We start from the raw sequence: 19,202 nt of genomic DNA on the forward strand, positions 1-19,202 counted from the left end.
AATTGATTTCCTAGCTTAAAGGATCAACCTAAACCATAACTTTTGTCACTTCTTGAACTCACCAAATCTGGTCTTTATTGTCCTCAGGCTGATGTTTACATAGATCCTTGGAGGCCAGTGGAGATGGCTATTTGCACCCATGCACATTCTGACCATGCGAGATGGGGTATGAAGCATTATTTAGCTCATCATGACTCGGCTGAGGTAATGAAACTTCGGTTGGGAGCTGACCTGAGTTTAGAAACCCTAGGTTACGGGGAAAAGTTGGTAATAAATGGAGTTCAAATTTCGCTCTATCCAGCAGGTCATATTCCTGGTTCGGCTCAGATACGCCTAGAATACGGTGGAAAAATTGCAGTGGTAAGTGGTGACTATAAAGTGGAGGACGATGGCTTATCAGAAGCTTTTGAGCCAGTCCGCTGTCATGAATTTGTTTCTGAATGCACCTTCGGGCTTCCGATTTACAAATGGGAAAGCCAATCAGAAATTTTTAATCAAATCAATTCTTGGTGGAAAGAGAATGCTACAGCAGGGAGAAATTCAGTTCTTTTTGCTTATTCCCTCGGGAAAGCGCAGCGAATCATTCAAAACTTAGATCAGGAGATTGGTGAGGTGTATGTTCATGGGGCAATTTGGAATACAAATCAAGCCCTTATCAGAAATGGAATTGAGCTTCGCGATGTGAAATTGGTGACGGCAGATTTACCTAAATCGGCCTACCAAGGAGCCTTAATTATTGCCCCTCCTGCTTCCATGAATACCCCATGGATGAAGAAATTCACTCCCTATCAAACCGGTATTTGCTCGGGTTGGATGGCCGTTCGAGGGTCAAGACGAAGGCGAGCCGCAGATCGTGGTTTCATTTTGTCAGATCATGCTGATTGGGAAGGATTAATCTCGGCCATCGAAGCGACTGAGGCTGAAAAAGTCTATTTAACACATGGAAATACAGCTAGTTTTGGTCGTTTTCTCAAAGAAGAGAAGGGTTTGGATGCATTGGAATTGAAGACACTTTTTGGGGAAGAGGACGAAAGCTAAAAAATAGCTCCTTTTTAAATATGCTTATTTTTCCTGAATTGTATAGCCCATGTCATTTCAGGGTACGAGCGAAAATTTGGGTTATTCTTTGCGGGTTTGAAAGTGTGAAAAACTTTCACGATCTTGACTTTGGACCAAAGCAAGATATTGAAATATAGAGCTTTAGCTGTGTTTTGTGCTCATGGTCTAATGTATTAAGCTTTTGATGTTTGGTACTAAAGTTTGCAACTCTAAAAATTAAGCTATGAGCTATCCTAGTATTTTTAATGACGTCGTAGGCCCAGTGATGAGAGGGCCATCCAGTTCGCATTGCGCCGCGGCCTTAAGGATCGGCAGAATCTGCCATGACTTGATGGGTGGGGTGATCTCAAGTATTGAAATAGATTTTGATCCAAATGGATCTTTGGCTACGACACACAAGGATCAAGGCTCTGATATGGGTTTATTTGGAGGCTTTCTAGGATGGGAAGCCTATGACGAGCGATTGGTTGAATCAGAAACACATTTGGCGGGAGCAGGTATTCAGGTGAAAATAAATATCAAAGACCTCAAGTACGATCATCCCAATACCTACCAAATCACCTTAAAGAACCCATGGGAAACTCATCAGGTTATTGCCAATTCCACAGGAGGTGGAATGATTGAGGTGATAGAAATTGATGGGGTGGAGGTTTCCTTGGCTGGAGATCAATTTGTTACTGTAGTCTATTCTAGCGATCCTCCAAAACTCAATGAGTACCTTCGCAGGTCTGGAATCGGTGAGATGATTGATGTGGAACTAGTAGAGGATGAACTTTTAATTTTTACTTCATCAAGTTTTTTGGATGCTGTTTTGATTGATGTGCTCAAAGAAATTCCAGGGGTAACTCAGATCAAGCAAATCAATCCAGTCCTTCCGATTTTGGCAGTAAAGAACCTAAAGGTGCCCTTTATCACCTGCGAGGAAATGCTGGAGTACAACAAGGATAAAAATCTGAGCTTGTGGCAGCTGGCAGTACGATATGAAAGTATTCGAGGAAATATTTCAGAGGAAGAGGTACTTTCTAAAATGGATGAGATTCGAGTGATTCTAAAAAATGCAGTGGAAACTGGACTCAAAGGAACCAAGTTTGAAGATCGGATTTTAGGACCCCAATCTGTGAATTTCAAGTCCATGATGGAAGATAAGAAATTGATTGATGGAGATGTTTTAAACAGAATCATCATGTATGTGTCGGCAATCATGGAGGTAAAAAGTTCAATGGGTGTCATAGTCGCAGCTCCGACGGCAGGCTCCTGCGGTGCGATGCCTGGAGCTGTTCTTGGTGTCGCGGATTCTTTGGGATTATCGGATGAGGATACCGTCAAAGCTTTAATGGTAGCTGGTTTGATTGGAGTGTTTATAGCAGCCCATTCTACCTTTGCGGCTGAGGTTGGTGGATGTCAAGCGGAATGTGGATCTGGGTCTACCATGGCTGCAGCCGCAATTGTGAGCTTGGCAGGGGGAAATCTGAATCAGAGTATTTCTGCCGCTTCTATGGCTTTGCAGAGTTCTTTGGGAATGATCTGTGATCCCATTGGTAACCGAGTGGAAGCTCCGTGTCTTAATAAGAACGTGATGGCCGCATCAAATGCGCTGTCTTGTGCAAATATGGCTTTAGCGAGTTACGATCATTTGATTCCGCTCGACGAGGTAATTGAGACCATGTATGAGGTGGGAAAAAGTATTCCAAATACTTTGAGATGTACGAATCTGGGTGGGCTATCCATCACCAAAACCGCTAAAGAAATTGAGGCTAAACTTGCCCAAAAGCATTTTTATAAAAGCTGTTAAGGAGCCCGAACACAATGCTCAAAAAAAGAGAAGTGGAAAATCCGTTTTCCACTTCTCTATTGATTTTTAAGACTCGTAGACCACTGGGTCTGGGGAGTTGAACCATTCTCCATACTTGTCTCGATGTATTTCTTCCACTCTATTTCGCTTCACTTTGAGCGTAGGTGTCAAGAGTCCGTTATCTACGGACCAATCCTCTGACATGACAATTACTTTCGAGATTTTCTCGTAACTCTCCAGTTTGGGATTGAGATCTCTGACCGTACCCATCAGTGATTTTTCCAGTTCCGATTTTCCTTTGGACTTTCCTGCTTCCGAAACAACCACCAGCGCTAGGGGCTGCGGAATACCGGTACCCACAATACATACTTGGTCTATATCTCCATTTTTCAATAATTCCAGTTCGATTGGTGCTGGGCTGATATACTTTCCCTTATCTGTTTTAAATTGATCTTTGATTCGCCCAGTAATAGTGAGGTATCCATCATGATCAAATTCTCCAATATCACCTGTTTTCAAAAAGCCATCTTGGGTAAACATCTCAGCAGTTTTCTCTGGTTCTTTGTAGTAGCCTTTCATTAGGCAATCACTCTTAATAAGAATTTCGCCTTCTGCCGATAATTTTGAAGTAACTCCGGGCAGTGGCCTTCCAACTGTGCCGAATTTATTAGCGCCCGGTAAATTGAAATGTGAGAGGATACAGTCTTCTGTCATTCCATAGGCTTGATTGATTTCTATTCCAAGCTTCGAATACCATTGCATCAAGCTTACTGCGATTGGGGCAGCACCCGAAAAATTAGCCGCTGATACGGATAGGCCAAGCTTCTTTCGAATCTTCTTCTTTACGATGTTACCCAAAATCGGCAAGCCAATCAGTCTGTCCAGTTTCTTTTGAGGCATTTTTTCCAGAATCTTTTCTTGGAATTTTTGCCAAATTCTGGGTACACCAAAGAAGGTGTCGGGCTGTACAGAAGCTAAGTCTTCGCCAAAGGTTTCAAGTGACTCAGGAAAGCTTACCTCGGCACCTCGGTAGACCGCAGAGAGCTCTATCCCGGCCCTTTCGGCAATATGAGTCATTGGTAGATACGAGAAGTATCTTGGTTGATTTGGTAATTTGATCACGTCTCGTGCAGTACTCAGCAAGGTATTAAAAGTACCAACTGTATGCATCACCCCTTTTGGACTTCCTGTGGTTCCTGAGGTGTACATGATGGTCATGAGATCTTCAGGTTTTTGTTCAACCAATCCTTGGATGGGTTCATTACTAGCTACTAGCTGATCCCATTCATATTGTTCGTTGATGTCATAAAGCTTCACACCAATGATTGGAATGTCGGGAATGCCTGATTTCTGTTGACTATAATCGTCCAGCTTGCCAACAATAATGGCTTTGGATTCACTATGTACCAATATTTCATGAATGGACTCTGCGCCTAAGGTCGGATAAATGGGGATGGATATGCATTCTGCCATCATAATGGCGAGATCTGCCATGATCCAGTGTGCACAGTTCTTGGAAAGAATTGCTACATGACTTCCCTTGGAAATCCCCATTCCATGGAGAGCTGAAGCTATTTTCCGAATTTCTTGATCTGCTTCTTTATAGGTGTATTCCTTAAAAACTCGATTGATCGGTTGTCTCAGGAACGTTTTGTTTGGTGTAGTATTTACCCAATGTGCGAAGGCCTCTAGTGGACTATTAAATGTTTCCATATATCGGTTATTTTAGGTTATTAGAAATATAAGGAAAAAAAAACCGACAATAGATCAGAACTAGTTCGACGGACTTGATCCTAGTTGATAAATGGTGTTTTGAATAGATCCAGAAACGGTTTTTCCATTTTCATTAGATAACTCATAGGTGATTTCCATTCCCCATGTCGGCTTTATATCTGGTATGGTCAAAAGAATCGTGCGATTGTCTCTGCTGAGAGATGCATTTGCAACGCTCAAGGGTTTTTCATTGTAATGCTTGGATCCATACTTCCTTGAACGCAAAAGATCCCATATTTTAACTCTGTAATTGCTGATTTCACTCACACTTTCACGATCGAGATCATCGCTAAAAGCCAACTCAATACCTTCGCTAGAAGCCTTGATCCCTATTGGGATTGACAAAGGTTGGTCTACTTTCCGAATTCTATAAAGACCTCCCAATTGCGGTTGAGTGGATCCCCAAGCGGATAAGCCACATAGGTACAATTGCTCATCACCGGGATTAAATCTGCCACGCATCACACCCGTAGAGAATCTGGGTATTGGGAGCTCAACTATGCCTCCTTGTACCTGATTTCCAATAGTCTCGTGAGGGATGACGAAAATTTTCCCGTATCCGTATGAGAAGTTTAAAAGTTTTCCATTGAGGGCTCCCCATTTTTTACTGTTAACCCAAAGAAGCTCGGAGGGAGATTGATCTATATCACGGTCTACCCATACCATTGGTAGCTCCATGCCGCTTTCTGTACTATCTTCGGGGGGATTATATCCAAACATATTCCCATAAAATCCACCTTCTTTTACCCAATTGATCCGATTCATGGGATTCCAGTGGCCTTCCTGATCTGTGACAATGAATGTGCCGTCAGGATTGATACAAACACCATTTGCGGCTCTAAATCCCGTGGCAATTATTTCACTTGAACGTCCATCTTTACTCACGCGCATCAATGTGCCGTGCTGAGGAACAAGGGCCTCTCGAGCGTGCCGTCCGCTTTTAGCGTAGTAAAAATTACCTTTCTTATCCACTTGAAGACCCATTGCAAATTCATGGAAATGGTCTGTTACTTGATGATCGTTGTTGAAGCTTTCATAAAAGTCCGTCTCTTGGTCTCCGTTCAAATCATGAAGTTTAACCAATTGATCCCGACAAGTCACAAAGATTTCTTCATCCACTATCTTAATACCTAGGGGTTGGAATAAACCCGAGGCGATTCTTTGCCAGGATAATTCTCCTGAATTTTCTAAAAAGCCCTCAACAAGCCATATATCTCCATCAGTGGAGCAGATCACGCCTTTGTTTGAGTCTTTAAAGAAGTCAAGACCACTTAATCTAAATTGATTTTTCCATGGACTGTCGAAGGGAGGATTCATTATATCCACCTGAAATGGACCTTCTTGCTCCCCTTTTTGAATAGTTGTTGTCAATTTTTGGGGATACCTTTTAGAACCGCCTTTAATCATGTTCCTTAAATCTTCTGGGCGAGATGAAAATTGAGCAAACTCTTTGAGTTCAGAGCTTTCTGCCCGCGAAATCAATATTTTGATTTGCAACGCCTGATTTGGCTTGACTTCCAAAACCTTGAATTCGCCCTGATCTTTCAAGATGGCTCCTTCACCAATCAATACCACGGAGGTTCCCACTTTTGCAACTCTCATTTTAAGGGCTTTCCCTGTTGGTGAGATGTTCATTGTTCTGGAAAAAACAGGGGTGTTTCCAAATAACTCAAGCCCAAAAGTTTCTAAGACCTCAGCTTGGTCTACGGTATACGATACGATTACCCGATCATTATACTGATATAATCCCTTAAAATGAGTCCATTCGCGTGGCAAAGGCCCAAATTTCCGTTGGTCTCGGGCCGTAAATCTTGGATCATCAAAACTTCCAGTTTGCGGGTTTGCCCATGCTGGAGATACAGGATTTTCGAAATGAAGATCCCCTATTGTCCTTGGGGATATGTTGTGCCTTCCATTGAATAAAATAGCTTCCCAATCTATAAAACCCTCTCCAGTCCATGCACCTGCCACCCGCATCAGATCATGGTCAAACAGGATCCAAGCCTTGCCTGCTGCAACTCCCCCTTTACCTTCATCAAGTCTAATAGCAATCCCTTTGTATGCAAAATTTGAATTGATGAGATTTTCATCAGGCAAGGGGGCGGGACCTGAGGATCGTTCCCTTGGAGGGGTATTAGAACCAGCTAATTCGTATGTGTTGATCAAAAAATTACCATAATCCATTTCAGCCCAAGGTTTAAATTCTTTGGCAGCCGGTCCTGTGGTACTACCAGAGGGTAGGCTTACAAGGTATGTCGAGTCCACTTCGAAATATTGGTTCGGGTTTTTTTCTTTTAAGAATTCCTCCCTTAAGTAATGGATTAGATCATATTTTTCTACAGGTGTCAAATTGACTTGCGGAGGCATAGATCCATATCCTCTTGTCAATGTTTGATAAATTGAATATGGATCTTTACCAACCTTGAATTCATCCTTCCAAAACTTGAAAGCGTTAGGGATGGAGCCTTCTTGTTCAGGATTACCATGGCAATTGAAGCAGATGTTATTGTAAATATGTTCTCCAGTCCGGATGGATTCTCCCTCGCGATCACCCCATGCAGCAAGCAATACTTGATGATCTATATCTTTTTCGTAATCTGCTAGGTCAGATTCTGATAGAATAAATCCATTATTTAGATTTGATTCTTTTTTCTGTGACTGAGTGTTGCAGCTATAAATTAGACCAAAGAATAGAAGAGAGATAATTCCAAACAGTAATCTTTTCATAATCAAGTCGTTTTCTATAATCAATGGCCTTATAATTACGGGATTTTTTTTGTGATGAATTATTAATTCATCCGAAATCTCAAACCTTCGTACTTAGAACTATTAAAAAATTTGCATATGAAGAATGCTTATTTGGGTATCGCTGTCCGGCTTAGGTGAGTTTTGTTAAATTGGTAGAAAGGGCAAAAAAGTGAATTACAATTCAAAGCTTATTACTTTCCGAACAACCATTGAAATTATGATGAAAAAAATCATTATCCACTCGGCTTTGTTTGTCATCCTGATTGCTTGTACCTCACAAGAAAGGGAGGTGCCTAGTAGATATTTCAATGCGGTGACAGGGACTCATGATTTAGATTCTTTGGGACTAACTCTAATCCACGAACACATGCTTGTGGATTTTATCGGGGCTGATTCTGTTTCTCAGGATCGTTACAATCGTGAAGAAGTGATCGCCAAAGTTTTGCCTTATTTGCTTGAAGTGAAGCGATTTGGAGTAAAATCTATTTTTGATTGTACTCCTTCTTTTTTGGGCAAGGATCCTGAACTACTCAGGATATTAAGCGAGCAATCTGGGCTTATGATTCTGACGAACACCGGCCTCTATGGGGCTGTGGATGGGAAATATCTCCCTGACTACGCCTTTTCGGAGACTGCAGAGCAACTTGCCCAACGCTGGATTTCAGATTTTGAAAATGGTCTGGAGAGTGCAGGAATTAAGCCTGGCTTTATCAAGATTTCTGTAAATGCGGAAAATCCGCTGCGAGAGGTGGACGGCAAGCTTGTGCGAGCTGCTGGGCTAACTTTTCAGAAGACTGGTTTACGAATTGTCTCTCATACAGGTCCTTGGTTTGCGGCTGCTCAGGAAGTGGCGATTTTGCAAGAAATGGGAATTGATCCTTCGGCTTTTGTCTGGGTTCATGCTCAAAATGAATCCGATTTCGAGAACTTCAAAAAAGCAGCAGATTTGGGAATCTGGATTTCCTGGGATGGGATTGGTTGGGAACTTGATTCCTATATTGATCGATTACTTTTTGCCAAGGAGAATGATTTTCTAGATCATGTGTTGATTTCTCATGATGCAGGATGGTACAAGCCCGGTGAGGAAAATGGAGGAGATTTTCAGCCTTTTACTGCGATATTCACAGATTTAGTTCCTGAATTGGATGGAAGAGGGTTTACTAAAGAAGATTGGAAAATGCTTCTGATCGATAATCCCAAGAGAGCATTTGGTTTAAGAAGTCAATAAGGCTAAAGTTGCTTCAATAGCTTTCCAGAGAATGCACTGAGTTCCTCTTGGGTACTTTTGATTTCATTCACAGAGGCTATATCCACAATTCCTTCTAAGCTGGCCAAGTACCAATCCGTCCAGGTTTGTAAGATGATTTTTTCTTCTTCAGGATCTTCACCAGCTTGGATAGCTTTTTGACTCAATTCAAACTCTGTTTGAAGTCTGGATTTTGCAGCCTGCAAAATTAATTTAGCCATTTGAGAGGCGGTTGATTCATCGGCATTCAAAAGGGTGTAGGCGCTGACTAAAGCTCCCGTAGCCACATTTTTCAGTGTTTCTTGAGATACTTTATCCAATCTGTCATTATCCGTATGATAAAATTGATCCGTAAAGTGCCAAAGTAACAATCCTGGAATATTGGCATTCAAAAAGGGTGTGTGATCACTTCCTCCCTCAAAAGGATTAGTTTCCACCTGCCAGTTCGCATTCTTTCCTTGATTTTGAAATACGTTGAGAATAAAGTCATTCAAGTAATGAGGCTTCATATCCTCCACCTTCAGTGGACGACCTCCCCATTCGGTATGTTTATCCTCACCTCGAGTCCAAATGGCGCTTGGATCAGGCATTTTCTCAATTAGAAATGTGCCCCCAGTAACATCCGTGTTTTCTCCTACCATATCCAACGAGATCCCCCATTTAATTTCAGTTTGGCGTTTTTCTTTTTCTTCAACATACCTTCTGGTGGAAATGATCTCGTCACCCCAGAGAAAAGTTAGAGTCCGAGAAAGATCGAGCTGGCCGGATTCAATCAAGTTTGCTGTCAGTGTTGCCATTTCCAGCTGGGCGCCCACTCCTGATGCGTTGTCGTTCGCTCCTGGTTCCTGGATATGTGCAGAGAACATCAAGCTTTCCAAGGGCTTTTGAGATCCTTTCACCTGAGCAACTAAAGTAAGTTCCTCCGATTCATAGATTTTGGTCTGAAGCCGCACATCCAATTCTACTTTTCCTTTGACCAGCGCCATTTTCAGTTTTTCTTTCGCTTCATAGGAAAGTGCAATTGCCCATTTTTCCTTGCTTTTTTCATATCTCAAGCCTCGGAATTGAATAGAGGTTTGATTTTTTTCTGGCTGCAGGTATTCGGGATTATCATAGGTCAATATCCCTGCGACTCCCTCTATAGCACTCAGTCTTCTATAGGAAAGCTGATCAGAAAAGAGAATTTTGCCTTCCAAGTCTATCTCATTTAGATCCTTCAAAGTGGAGATATAGATTACCTCGGCTTGAATTCCAGAGTCTGGTGTTGAAGACGAAAATTGATACATCATATTTCTATTGCTCGAAAAATCTAGCAAAGGATTTTCTTCGCCAATGATCTTCAGGCTTGCATCAACAGGTTCCCATGTTGGGCCTGACATAGGTCTTTTTTCTATTCGGTAGGTAAATCTTGTATCAGCATTGGCCTTTTCTTCCAAAACATACCCTGCTTTTTCTAATTCGGTAGCCAATAAGAATACGGTTTCATTAAAACCAGTATTTCCTGCCAGTCTCCAATATTTTTCTACGAAAGACACTGTTTCATAGGCTTTTTGGCCAGAAAATACCGGGCGGACAAGGTCGAAGTATGAATAGGTGGCAGGTAGGGATTCTTCTTGAGCATAGCTCTGCGATACTATAGCAAGGGATGCTAGGAAAAAAACAAGGAGATGACGCATATTGGATTTAGGATTTAATAGGCGGTGAAAATCTTTGGAAAATTAGTGTGGATAAATCACAAAAAAAACACCCGAAAACTAGCTTAGGTTTTTCGGGTGTACTGATCTACCAAGTTTTGATCCTAATGTAGCATTCAGTTCTTCTGCGTGGCAGGGAATAAAATGTTGTTTTCTAAGTGTACGTGCAGGTGCAGATTGTCTTCAAATTCTTGAAGCATTTTATAGGTCACTTTATAGGTGGTACAGGCATCTGCTGGAGGAGTATAATTCGAGGTGAGTTGGGATATCTGGCGAAATATATCTCCGGCATTTTCGTGTTCGGCTTCCATTACGGCGATCAAATCAGCTATTTTACTTTTTCTTTCTTCGAAAACAGCATAGATGTCGCTAGCTTTTTTGATTTCAGGGAAAAGGAGCTCTTCTTCTTTCTCCATATGCTGGAGTAGTTCTTCGGAAATTTCCAGGAATAGAGATCTAATATCACTAAGCTCGGGATGTCGACTACCATGTACTTTCACAAGTTTATCCAAAAATCCCTGTATGGCCGGAATATTTTCTCTTACGAAAACATGATGCGTACGCTCGATATAGGTGGCTAAAAGGTCTAGTGGCCATGATTTATAGTCTATGGATTGAGCTCCGCCTTGACTGGATTCGATTTGGAGTTCTGATAAGATTTTATCCAAGGATAGTCCTTTAGTTTCGCAAACTGTATCGAGGGGTTTATTACCTCCGCAGCAGAAGTCGATGTTGTATTTCTTGAATATTTTGGCATTTCGGTAATCGTCTTTTACCCAAGCTCCAACTTCTTTTTTTTCTAGGTTTTCTACTGACATATTAGTTTCTATTTATGTTATTGAGAAAGGTCTTTTGTGTTGCCTGTGATTCTGCCAGCTCTGCCACCGTGGTAGATTGGAGCATCTTTTTCAGTTGCTTTCGAATCTCTTTAAAATTCTGGTGTAGAGGGCAGGGCTGGTTTTCTTTGCATATTTTTAATCCGAGTCCGCAACCTTGGAATACTGCATTACCATCTATAAGTGAGACGACGTCAGCGAGGCGATTGGCTTTGGCCTGCTCCTCTGTGATGTAAAAACCTCCATTGGGCCCTTTTGCTGAGGAGATAATATCTTGTTTTACTAATTTCTGTAATGTTTTGCCGGTAAAGGCAAATGGAGATTCCACTGCGGTAGAAATATCTGTAACACTGACTCTTTCTCCATTTTTTGATTTTTCGGTCACGTAGATCAATGACCTTATCGCATATTCGCAGGCTTTTGAAAACATAGCACAATATCTGAATTTTAGATGACATCAGAATAAAAGATAAATTTGTCCGAAATATGATCTTTATCATATTAGTTCCCAGACTTCCCCTCTACATTTGGTCTCAAAGCGGAAGAGATATTCTCTTTTTAGCCTTCTGACGTAATTAATTAAAAAGAACCCAAACTTAAAACACTATGAAATCATTAAGTCGAATACTTTATGCGATGGTTCTAGGCTTACTTATAAGCTGCGGAGGAGGAGAGTCTGGTAATACTAGCTCTCAGGCCACCACTGAGGTGGATAATAGTCAATCTGACGTACCTGCATCACAAAGAATCACCTTAGACGAAAAAGGGGTAGGCCCTATTCAGAACCTGATCTTAGACCCAGAGATCGATCCTGAGATGGTGGCTTCCGGAGCGGCTATGTTTAAAACCAACTGTAGCGCATGTCACAAAACTGACAAACGATTTATTGGTCCTAATCCCACAGGTATAATGAAAAGAAGGAGTCCGGAATGGATTATGAATATGATCCTCGAGCCCCAGCTTATGGTGGAAGAAGATCAGTGCGCAAAAGACTTATTGATAGAGTTTAACGGTGCAGCCATGGCAAATCAAAACATGACTGAAGAGCAGGCAAGAGACATTTTAGAATATTTTAGAACACTTGAGTAAAGAAATCATGAAGAATACATGCATTAAAATTATCCCATTTTTAGTAGTGGTAGGGCTTATTTTCAGCTGTACTGGCTCATCCACTTCTCAGGAATCTGGGAGTGATGCCACTACTGATGACTTAAAAGAAGCCGGTCAGGCCTTTATCGAGGACGATGAGTCGGTGCCCAATGTATTACAAATAGCCATAGGCTCTCCCGACCATACCACGCTTGTGGCGGCTGTACAAGCTGCGGACTTAGAAAATGCCCTGGTCAATGCGGGGCCATTGATGGTTTTTGCGCCTACTAATGCGGCTTTCGATGCGCTTCCAGCAGGAACGGTGGAAGATCTACTGAAGCCAGAAAATAAAGAAACCTTAGCGACTATTCTGAAACATCATGTGACCGCCGGTAACTACGATAAGGAATTCTTAAAGAATTTCGATAAGCTCGGACAGGCCGATGATACCAATGTCACGGTGGAAGTCAAAGGTGATGATGTTTTCATCGGAGGCGCTAAAATAATAGCGAGCATAAAAGGAGGAAATGGAATTGTCCATGTGGTCGATAAGGTCATTCTTCCTGAAGAATAAGCACCAACCCAAAACCTAAACATTTAAATTAATAACCAGCATTATGAAAAACGTTAAATATCATCTTTTATCCCTTCTCGGGATGGCTGTACTCCTAGCCGGCTGTGGTAATGGCAGCGGCTCTAATGGAGCACTGAATTCCAGTGCAGCGGAAAAAGTTTATGTGGCTCCTGGTGAGCAAGACGAATTTTACGCCTTTATGTCAGGCGGCTATAGTGGTAATCTGACCGTTTATGGCCTGCCTTCTGGCCGGATGTTTAAAGAGATCCCGGTTTTTTCGCAGTTCCCTACTTCAGGATACGGGTATTCTGAAGAAACCAAGCCCATGTTAGAAACATCCTTTGGCTTTGTTCCGTGGGATGATGCTCACCACCCCGATATTTCGCAGACTAATGGTGAGTTAGACGGTCGGTGGATTTTCATCAATGGAAACAATACCCCTAGAATTGCTAGAATCAGTCTTACGACGTTTGAAACGGAAGAAATAATCGAGGTTCCAAATAGTGCGGGAAACCATAGCTCCTCCTTCATTACCGAAAATACGGAATATGTGGTGGCAGGTACTCGTTTCTCTGTTCCTATCCCTCAGCGAGATATGCCTATCAATGAGTACGAGGGTAATTTCCGAGGATCACTTTCATTTATCAGCGTAGACCCTGAGCATGGACACATGGATATTAAATTCCAGTTGATGATGCCTGGTTTTAATTACGATTTATCGCACCCAGGTAGGGGAGATTCTCACGGCTGGTTCTTCTTTACTACGTATAACACCGAAGAAGCAAGCACGCTACAAGAGGTGAATTCATCTCAAAATGACAAGGATTTCATCGCTGCGGTGAACTGGAAAAAGATAGAAGAGTATGTGAATAATGGTGGAGGTACATTGATGCCTGCTGAGTATGCTCATAATATCTATGATGAAGCGACTCATACTGCCACGACCACGATGAAAAAAGAGGTGCTTACTGTGGATCCTCTTCAGGTTCCAGGGGCTGTGTTTTTCCTCCCCACTCCCAAGTCTCCACACGGATGTGATGTGGACCCTACAGGTCAGTATATCATAGGCAATGGTAAATTATCAGCAGACCTTACGATACACTCCTTTGATAAAATGATCGCTGCGATAGAAGGTGAGAAATTCGACGGGGAAGCTTATGGTATCCCGATTTTGAAGTTTGAGGATGTGCTGGCAGGAACTGTGAAGAGTGGTGGTTTAGGGCCATTGCACACGGAGTTTGATGGAGAGGGTAATGCTTACACGACCTTTTTTATCTCTTCTGAGGTAGTGAAGTGGAAGTTAGGTACCTGGGAGGTCATCGATAGAAAGCCTACCTTTTATTCAGTAGGTCACCTCATGATTCCTGGTGGTAATTCAAGAAAGCCATTTGGTAAGTACGTGGTAGCTATGAATAAGATCACCAAAGATCGGTATCTACCCACAGGTCCAGAAATGGAGCATTCTGCGCAGATCTATGATATCACGGGTGAAAAGATGGAGCTACTGTATGACTTCCCTACACATGGTGAGCCTCACTACGCGGCGGGTATTCCTGCTGAAATGTTGGCCTCCAAATCCAAAAAGATTTACAGATTGGATGAAAACAAACATCCCGCTGCTGTCCTAGATCCCTCACAGGCTAGAGTGGAACGAGACGGAAACGAAGTTCATATCTATATGTCCACCATTAGAAGTCACTTTACCCCGGATAACATAGAAGGAATCAAGGTGGGCGATAAAGTGTATTTCCATATCACAAATCACGAGCAGGATTTTGATGTGCCTCATGGCTTTGCCATCATCGGTCAGAATACTTCAGAGCTTCTGATTATGCCTGGGCAGACAAAGACCTCTGTATGGGAGCCTAAGAAGGTAGGCGTTTGGCCTTTCTACTGTACTGACTTCTGTAGTGCTCTGCATCAGGAAATGCAAGGATATGTTCGCGTATCACCTGCCAATTCTAATATCGAATTGAGCTGGTCATTAGGGGGGGACTAATATAAAATAGACCTGGGAGTACTTTGTCCATCAAGATGGAAGTGCTTCCGGGTTCTACTTGATTACCCGATACTTTTATTGGTACTCTGAGACTTTTCCAGCTGTTTTACACAGCTGCCTGGGAAGTATTGACCAAAAAATAACCTAACCCACAATCCAATGAAGAAGGCAAGTATCCTTATGATGATAGGCTCCGTCCTAGTTTTAGGACTATTTCAGTTTCCCATGTGGAATATCATGCTGGGAGCCCCACAATACCCTGAGCCATTAGGTATGAATATTCATATCGATGGAATCAGAGGCATGAGTGAATTTGATATTCAAAATATCGATGGCCTCAATCACTACATCGGGATGAAAACACTTCCCAAGCCCGAGGAGATGTGGGAGTTCACCGTTTTTCCAATCGTAGTGGGAGCGATGGCTGGTTTAGGCATACTGATCGGGCTTTTAGGCTATCTTGGGAAGTTATCTTATGGATGGTTTTTGGGCTGGCTGGTGCTGATGTCTATTTTAGGAGCTTTAGGTATGTATGATTTCAACCTTTGGATGACAGATTATGGAACAGACCTAGACCCTAATGCCATCATGAAGCTCCAAAACCCTGACGGCACACCTATGAACTATAAACCGCCTCTGATTGGACATAAAAAACTATTAAACTTTGACGCTTATTCTTATCCACGCCTGGGCGGGTATCTACTTTTTCTTGGTATGGCGCTTACGGGGGTAGCATTCCTTGTAGGGAAAAAAGCTAAAAATTGACTCATGAAAAATTTAACTCTTTGGCTGCTCCTGAGCAGTGCTTACCTATTATTTTCATGTAATACCGGGCCTCAAGCGATTCAGTATGGATCGGAAGGATGCCACTACTGTAAAATGACCATCGTGGATAAAATCCATGGGGCAGAACTCGTCTCTGATAAGGGAAAGGTATTTAAGTTTGATGCCGCAGAATGCATGGTGAACTTCTTTGAGGATGAACCACACTTTGCCATGTCGGGAGCCTATACAAATTACTATGAGCAGCCTGAAGAGCTTTTGCTAGTCGAGGAGGCTACGTTTTTGATTAGCCCTAATCTCCCCAGTCCTATGGGGGCTTTTTTGACCGCGTTTCGTCAACGAGAAGTAGCCGAACAGGTCAAAGCCGAAAAAGGAGGGTATCTGTTTTCTTGGGAGGAATTGAAGAGAGAGTTGTCGAAACCATGATTCTAAAAATTTTAGTCTTACTACACATTTTGGCAGCGACGATTTGGACAGGAGGCCACCTCATCTTGAGTTTAGGTTTCCTTCCAGCAGCACTTCGCCAAAATGATATCCGAATCGTTCGACAATTTGAATCACGGTACGAGGGAATAGGGATTCCTGCTCTTATCGTGTTGCTGGCTACAGGGATATATTTTATCAGGGTTTATGCTCCTGATATATTTCTTTTTGATTTATCAGATCATTACACCCGGCATTTATTAATTAAACTGCTCCTACTAGCAGCCACGGTGACTCTAGCAATCCACGCGAGGCTGGTCCTCATCCCTAAGGAAAAGTTAAGGCCGCTTGCCTATCATATCGTGGCGGTGACTATACTTTCGGTGCTGTTTGTGGTAGTAGGTTATAGTGCACGAGGAGGAGGCTTACTGTAATGATAAAATATTCAAGGATCATATTTATCAGCCTGTTAGTTCGGCTGTTTGCGTTTTCGGTAGGGGGATTTGCGCAGCAAATAGAAGTGTGTCCGGATTGTACCTTGAAAACTCTGGAGGAGGGCATAGCAGCCTCGAATTCTGGTGATACCCTATGGGTGAAAAAGGGGGATTATAAAGAATTCAATATTTTAATCGATAAGCCTTTGACCATCATAGGGGAAGATTTTCCGGTAATCGATGGGGAAGATCAGGGAGAAATTATCAGAATCGTTTCTGACAGCGTAACCATCGACGGTTTATTCATCATTAATGTAGGTACCAGTTATACAAGTGATTATGCCGCCATAAGAGTGGTGGAAAGTGAAAACTTCCTCATTCAAAATGTGGTGCTTGAACGACTGTTTTTTGGCATCTACATCGAAAAGTCAAATAACGGAAGAATCTATCATAACAAGATAATCGGTGATGCTCAAGACGAGTATAATTCCGGAAATGGGATCCAATTATGGTATTCTAATCACGTGGTAGTGGAGAAAAATATCGTTCAAAAAGTAAGGGATGGAATTTACCTCGAATTTTCCGATCATGTGACCATCGTAGATAATTTAAGCACCGAGAATCTACGTTATGGCCTTCATTTTATGTTTTCCAATGACGATGAATACCTGGATAATACCTTCGAAAATAATGGAGCAGGTGTAGCCGTCATGTTTTCGAAAAGGATAAAAATGTATAATAATACCTTTCGTAAGAATTGGGGCGCGGCGGCCTTCGGTATCTTGCTCAAAGAAATCAATGACGCAGAAATTCATGGAAATATTTTTGAAGAAAATACGGTAGGCATCAATATCGAAGGCTCAAACAGAATCACCTATCAGAATAATACTTTCTTGAGAAATGGCTACGCAGTAAAAGTGCTTGGGGCATGTTATGATAATAAATTTTCGGAAAATAATTTCCTCTACAATTCATTTGACCTGGGGTATAACGGCAAACTCAATGAGAATGAGTTTCGGAATAATTACTGGAGTAGTTACACTGGCTACGATCTAGATAAGGATGGGATAGGAGATGTTCCATATCGCCCGGTGAAGCTTTTTTCTTTTATCGTCAGCAAGACACCTGAAACGATTTTGTTGATGCGGAGCCTGTTTATCGATATCATCGACTTTTCTGAAAGAGTCTCACCCGTATTTACCCCAGATAACTTAATCGATGCTCAACCTACAATGCGACCATACAAATGATTTCTATTCAAGGATTACATAAGAAATTTGGAAAAAATGAAGTCCTAAAGGGTGTGGACCTGGAGATTACAAGTCAAGGAATCCTGGCTGTTTTAGGGCCGAATGGTTCAGGGAAAACAACACTGATCAAGTCCATCCTGGGTATGGTGATTCCTGATAAGGGGGACATCCGTGTAGGCGGTAGTCAAGTTCGAAAAAACTGGAAGTATAGAGACGACATCGATTACCTTCCGCAGATTGCAAATTTCCCTGCAAATTTAAAGGTAAAGGAGCTGGTCTCGATGATTAAAGATCTACGTGGGAAACGCGTGGACGAAAGTCAGCTTATCGAGACCTTCGGTTTGGAGGAATTTCTATCCAAAAAACTTTCCACGCTGTCAGGTGGTACCAAACAAAAGGTGAATCTAGTCCTCACGCTTATGTTTGACAGTCCGATAATCATCCTGGATGAGCCTACCACCGGGCTCGATCCCGTGGCACTTATCCGGCTAAAGGATATTATCCAAAAAGAGAGAGAAAAGGGGAAGATCATACTGATTACCTCGCATATAATGAGTTTCGTGGAAGAAATGGCGGATGGGATTATCTTCTTGCTGGAAGGAAAGATTTATTTCGAGGGAGATATCGAATCGCTCAAGGCCCAAACCCAAGAATCCAATTTTGAGAGAGCAATAGCCAACTTACTGACTGAAAAAAATGCTGAAAATACTAAAATATAGCTTTTATGATCTGATGAGAAGTAGATGGACCTACGTTTACTTTTTATTTTATTTGCTTTTGGGCAGTGTGCTATTATTTCTCAATAATGACCTCTCTAAAGCCGTCATCACGCTGATGAACGTTATCATTATTCTAGTCCCACTTATCGGGACAGTCTTTGGGATCATGTATTATTATAATTCCAAAGAATTTACTGAGTTACTTCTAGCCCAGCCTGTAAGGAGGTCGTCTATTTTTATTGGACAATACCTGGGTGTGGCCCTGTCACTATCCCTGAGTTTGATCCTGGGTATCGGTATCCCATTTCTCTTGTACGGGCTTCTTCAGTCCAATGAGATTTGGGACTTTGTTTTGCTTTTGGTCACAGGTGGTTTTTTGACGCTTATCTTTTCGGCGCTGGCTTTTAATATCGCGATTTATAATGAAAATCGGATTATGGGCTTTAGCTATGCGATTCTCCTCTGGTTATTTATGGCGGTAATCTATGATGGCCTGTTTTTACTTTCCCTGATTGCCTTCCAGGATTACCCTTTAGATAACTTTTCTATCGGGGCGACGCTTTTTAACCCGATTGACCTTTCCAGAATCTTGATCCTGCTGAAACTGGATATCTCGGCTTTGCTGGGCTATACTGGGGCAGTCTTCCAAAAATTCTTTGGGACAAATCAAGGTTTTATACTGGCTTTGAGTGCCTTATCTGTCTGGACCCTTCTTCCTATTTTGAACTTGAACCGAAAAAGTATCAAAAAAGACTTTTAATCGAGTCCTCGTGCTAATTTGAT

Annotated in this window: 17 protein-coding genes; 12 read left to right on the plus strand and 5 right to left on the minus strand. The window is 42.1% G+C overall.

Going from position 1 to position 19,202, the window contains the following annotated elements:
* Positions 1-42 precede the first annotated feature (42 nt).
* Together ACFOSV_RS10165 and ACFOSV_RS10170 are read left to right on the plus strand one after the other, a co-directional pair.
* Positions 43-1,038 (plus strand): ligase-associated DNA damage response exonuclease, encoded by a 996-nt coding sequence (locus ACFOSV_RS10165; protein WP_377905901.1) that lies wholly within the window; start codon positions 43-45, stop codon positions 1,036-1,038.
* 244 nt (positions 1,039-1,282) lie between these two features.
* Positions 1,283-2,851 (plus strand): L-serine ammonia-lyase, iron-sulfur-dependent, subunit alpha, encoded by a 1,569-nt coding sequence (locus tag ACFOSV_RS10170; protein ID WP_377905902.1) that lies wholly within the window; start codon positions 1,283-1,285, stop codon positions 2,849-2,851.
* A gap of 66 nt (positions 2,852-2,917) precedes the next feature.
* On the opposite strand, the gene ACFOSV_RS10175 is transcribed toward ACFOSV_RS10170, so the two are convergent.
* Together ACFOSV_RS10175 and ACFOSV_RS10180 are read right to left on the minus strand one after the other, a co-directional pair.
* Positions 2,918-4,564 (minus strand): AMP-binding protein, encoded by a 1,647-nt coding sequence (locus ACFOSV_RS10175; RefSeq protein WP_377905903.1) that lies wholly within the window; start codon positions 4,562-4,564, stop codon positions 2,918-2,920.
* Between the two features lie 60 nt (positions 4,565-4,624).
* Entirely contained in the window at positions 4,625-7,351 is a 2,727-nt protein-coding gene (locus ACFOSV_RS10180; protein WP_377905904.1) for a DUF6797 domain-containing protein, read from the minus strand.
* 238 nt (positions 7,352-7,589) lie between these two features.
* Here ACFOSV_RS10180 and ACFOSV_RS10185 point away from each other — a divergent pair, with 238 nt between their 5' ends.
* Entirely contained in the window at positions 7,590-8,600 is a 1,011-nt protein-coding gene (locus ACFOSV_RS10185; RefSeq protein ID WP_377905905.1) for a phosphotriesterase family protein, read from the plus strand.
* 2 nt (positions 8,601-8,602) lie between these two features.
* Here ACFOSV_RS10185 and ACFOSV_RS10190 read toward each other — a convergent pair whose 3' ends face one another.
* The 3 genes from ACFOSV_RS10190 to ACFOSV_RS10200 all read right to left on the minus strand — a co-directional run bounded on the left by ACFOSV_RS10190 (position 8,603) and on the right by ACFOSV_RS10200 (position 11,578).
* Complete coding sequence (locus tag ACFOSV_RS10190; protein WP_377905906.1) at positions 8,603-10,294, minus strand: M28 family peptidase; 1,692 nt, start codon at positions 10,292-10,294, stop codon at positions 8,603-8,605.
* Positions 10,295-10,428: 134 nt separating this feature from the next.
* Positions 10,429-11,130: an iron-sulfur cluster repair di-iron protein gene (gene ric / locus ACFOSV_RS10195; protein ID WP_377905907.1), complete on the minus strand. Its 702-nt coding sequence runs from the start codon at positions 11,128-11,130 to the stop codon at positions 10,429-10,431.
* Between the two features lies 1 nt (position 11,131).
* Positions 11,132-11,578 carry an RrF2 family transcriptional regulator gene (locus tag ACFOSV_RS10200; protein WP_377905908.1) on the minus strand — a complete coding sequence of 149 codons (447 nt, stop codon included), beginning with the start codon at positions 11,576-11,578 and terminating at the stop codon, positions 11,132-11,134.
* A 176-nt stretch (positions 11,579-11,754) separates the two neighbouring features.
* Between ACFOSV_RS10200 and ACFOSV_RS10205 the strand changes: the two genes are divergently transcribed.
* The 9 genes from ACFOSV_RS10205 to ACFOSV_RS10245 all read left to right on the plus strand — a co-directional run bounded on the left by ACFOSV_RS10205 (position 11,755) and on the right by ACFOSV_RS10245 (position 19,179).
* Positions 11,755-12,237: a c-type cytochrome gene (locus ACFOSV_RS10205; RefSeq protein WP_377905909.1), complete on the plus strand. Its 483-nt coding sequence runs from the start codon at positions 11,755-11,757 to the stop codon at positions 12,235-12,237.
* Between the two features lie 7 nt (positions 12,238-12,244).
* Positions 12,245-12,811 carry a fasciclin domain-containing protein gene (locus ACFOSV_RS10210; protein ID WP_377905910.1) on the plus strand — a complete coding sequence of 189 codons (567 nt, stop codon included), beginning with the start codon at positions 12,245-12,247 and terminating at the stop codon, positions 12,809-12,811.
* 43 nt (positions 12,812-12,854) lie between these two features.
* Positions 12,855-14,810, plus strand: coding sequence for a Sec-dependent nitrous-oxide reductase (gene nosZ / locus ACFOSV_RS10215; protein ID WP_377905911.1), 1,956 nt, complete (start codon positions 12,855-12,857; stop codon positions 14,808-14,810).
* Positions 14,811-14,969: 159 nt separating this feature from the next.
* Positions 14,970-15,575, plus strand: coding sequence for a hypothetical protein (locus ACFOSV_RS10220; RefSeq protein WP_377905912.1), 606 nt, complete (start codon positions 14,970-14,972; stop codon positions 15,573-15,575).
* A 3-nt stretch (positions 15,576-15,578) separates the two neighbouring features.
* Positions 15,579-16,019, plus strand: coding sequence for a nitrous oxide reductase accessory protein NosL (locus ACFOSV_RS10225; RefSeq protein WP_377905913.1), 441 nt, complete (start codon positions 15,579-15,581; stop codon positions 16,017-16,019).
* A complete protein-coding gene (locus ACFOSV_RS10230; RefSeq protein WP_377905914.1) occupies positions 16,016-16,450 on the plus strand; it encodes a CopD family protein in 435 nt (144 codons plus the stop codon). The genes ACFOSV_RS10225 and ACFOSV_RS10230 overlap by 4 nt, the downstream gene beginning before the upstream one ends.
* Positions 16,450-17,700, plus strand: a complete 1,251-nt coding sequence (locus ACFOSV_RS10235; protein WP_377905915.1) for a nitrous oxide reductase family maturation protein NosD — start codon at positions 16,450-16,452, stop codon at positions 17,698-17,700. The genes ACFOSV_RS10230 and ACFOSV_RS10235 overlap by 1 nt, the downstream gene beginning before the upstream one ends.
* Complete coding sequence (locus tag ACFOSV_RS10240; protein WP_377905916.1) at positions 17,697-18,419, plus strand: ABC transporter ATP-binding protein; 723 nt, start codon at positions 17,697-17,699, stop codon at positions 18,417-18,419. The genes ACFOSV_RS10235 and ACFOSV_RS10240 overlap by 4 nt, the downstream gene beginning before the upstream one ends.
* Positions 18,397-19,179 (plus strand): ABC transporter permease, encoded by a 783-nt coding sequence (locus tag ACFOSV_RS10245; RefSeq protein ID WP_377905917.1) that lies wholly within the window; start codon positions 18,397-18,399, stop codon positions 19,177-19,179. Before ACFOSV_RS10240 ends, ACFOSV_RS10245 begins: the two co-directional genes overlap by 23 nt.
* The last annotated feature ends 23 nt before the right edge of the window (positions 19,180-19,202 follow it).

Origin of the sequence: Algoriphagus namhaensis (assembly GCF_042649705.1) — a bacterium.
In the GTDB taxonomy this organism is placed as follows: domain Bacteria; phylum Bacteroidota; class Bacteroidia; order Cytophagales; family Cyclobacteriaceae; genus Algoriphagus; species Algoriphagus namhaensis.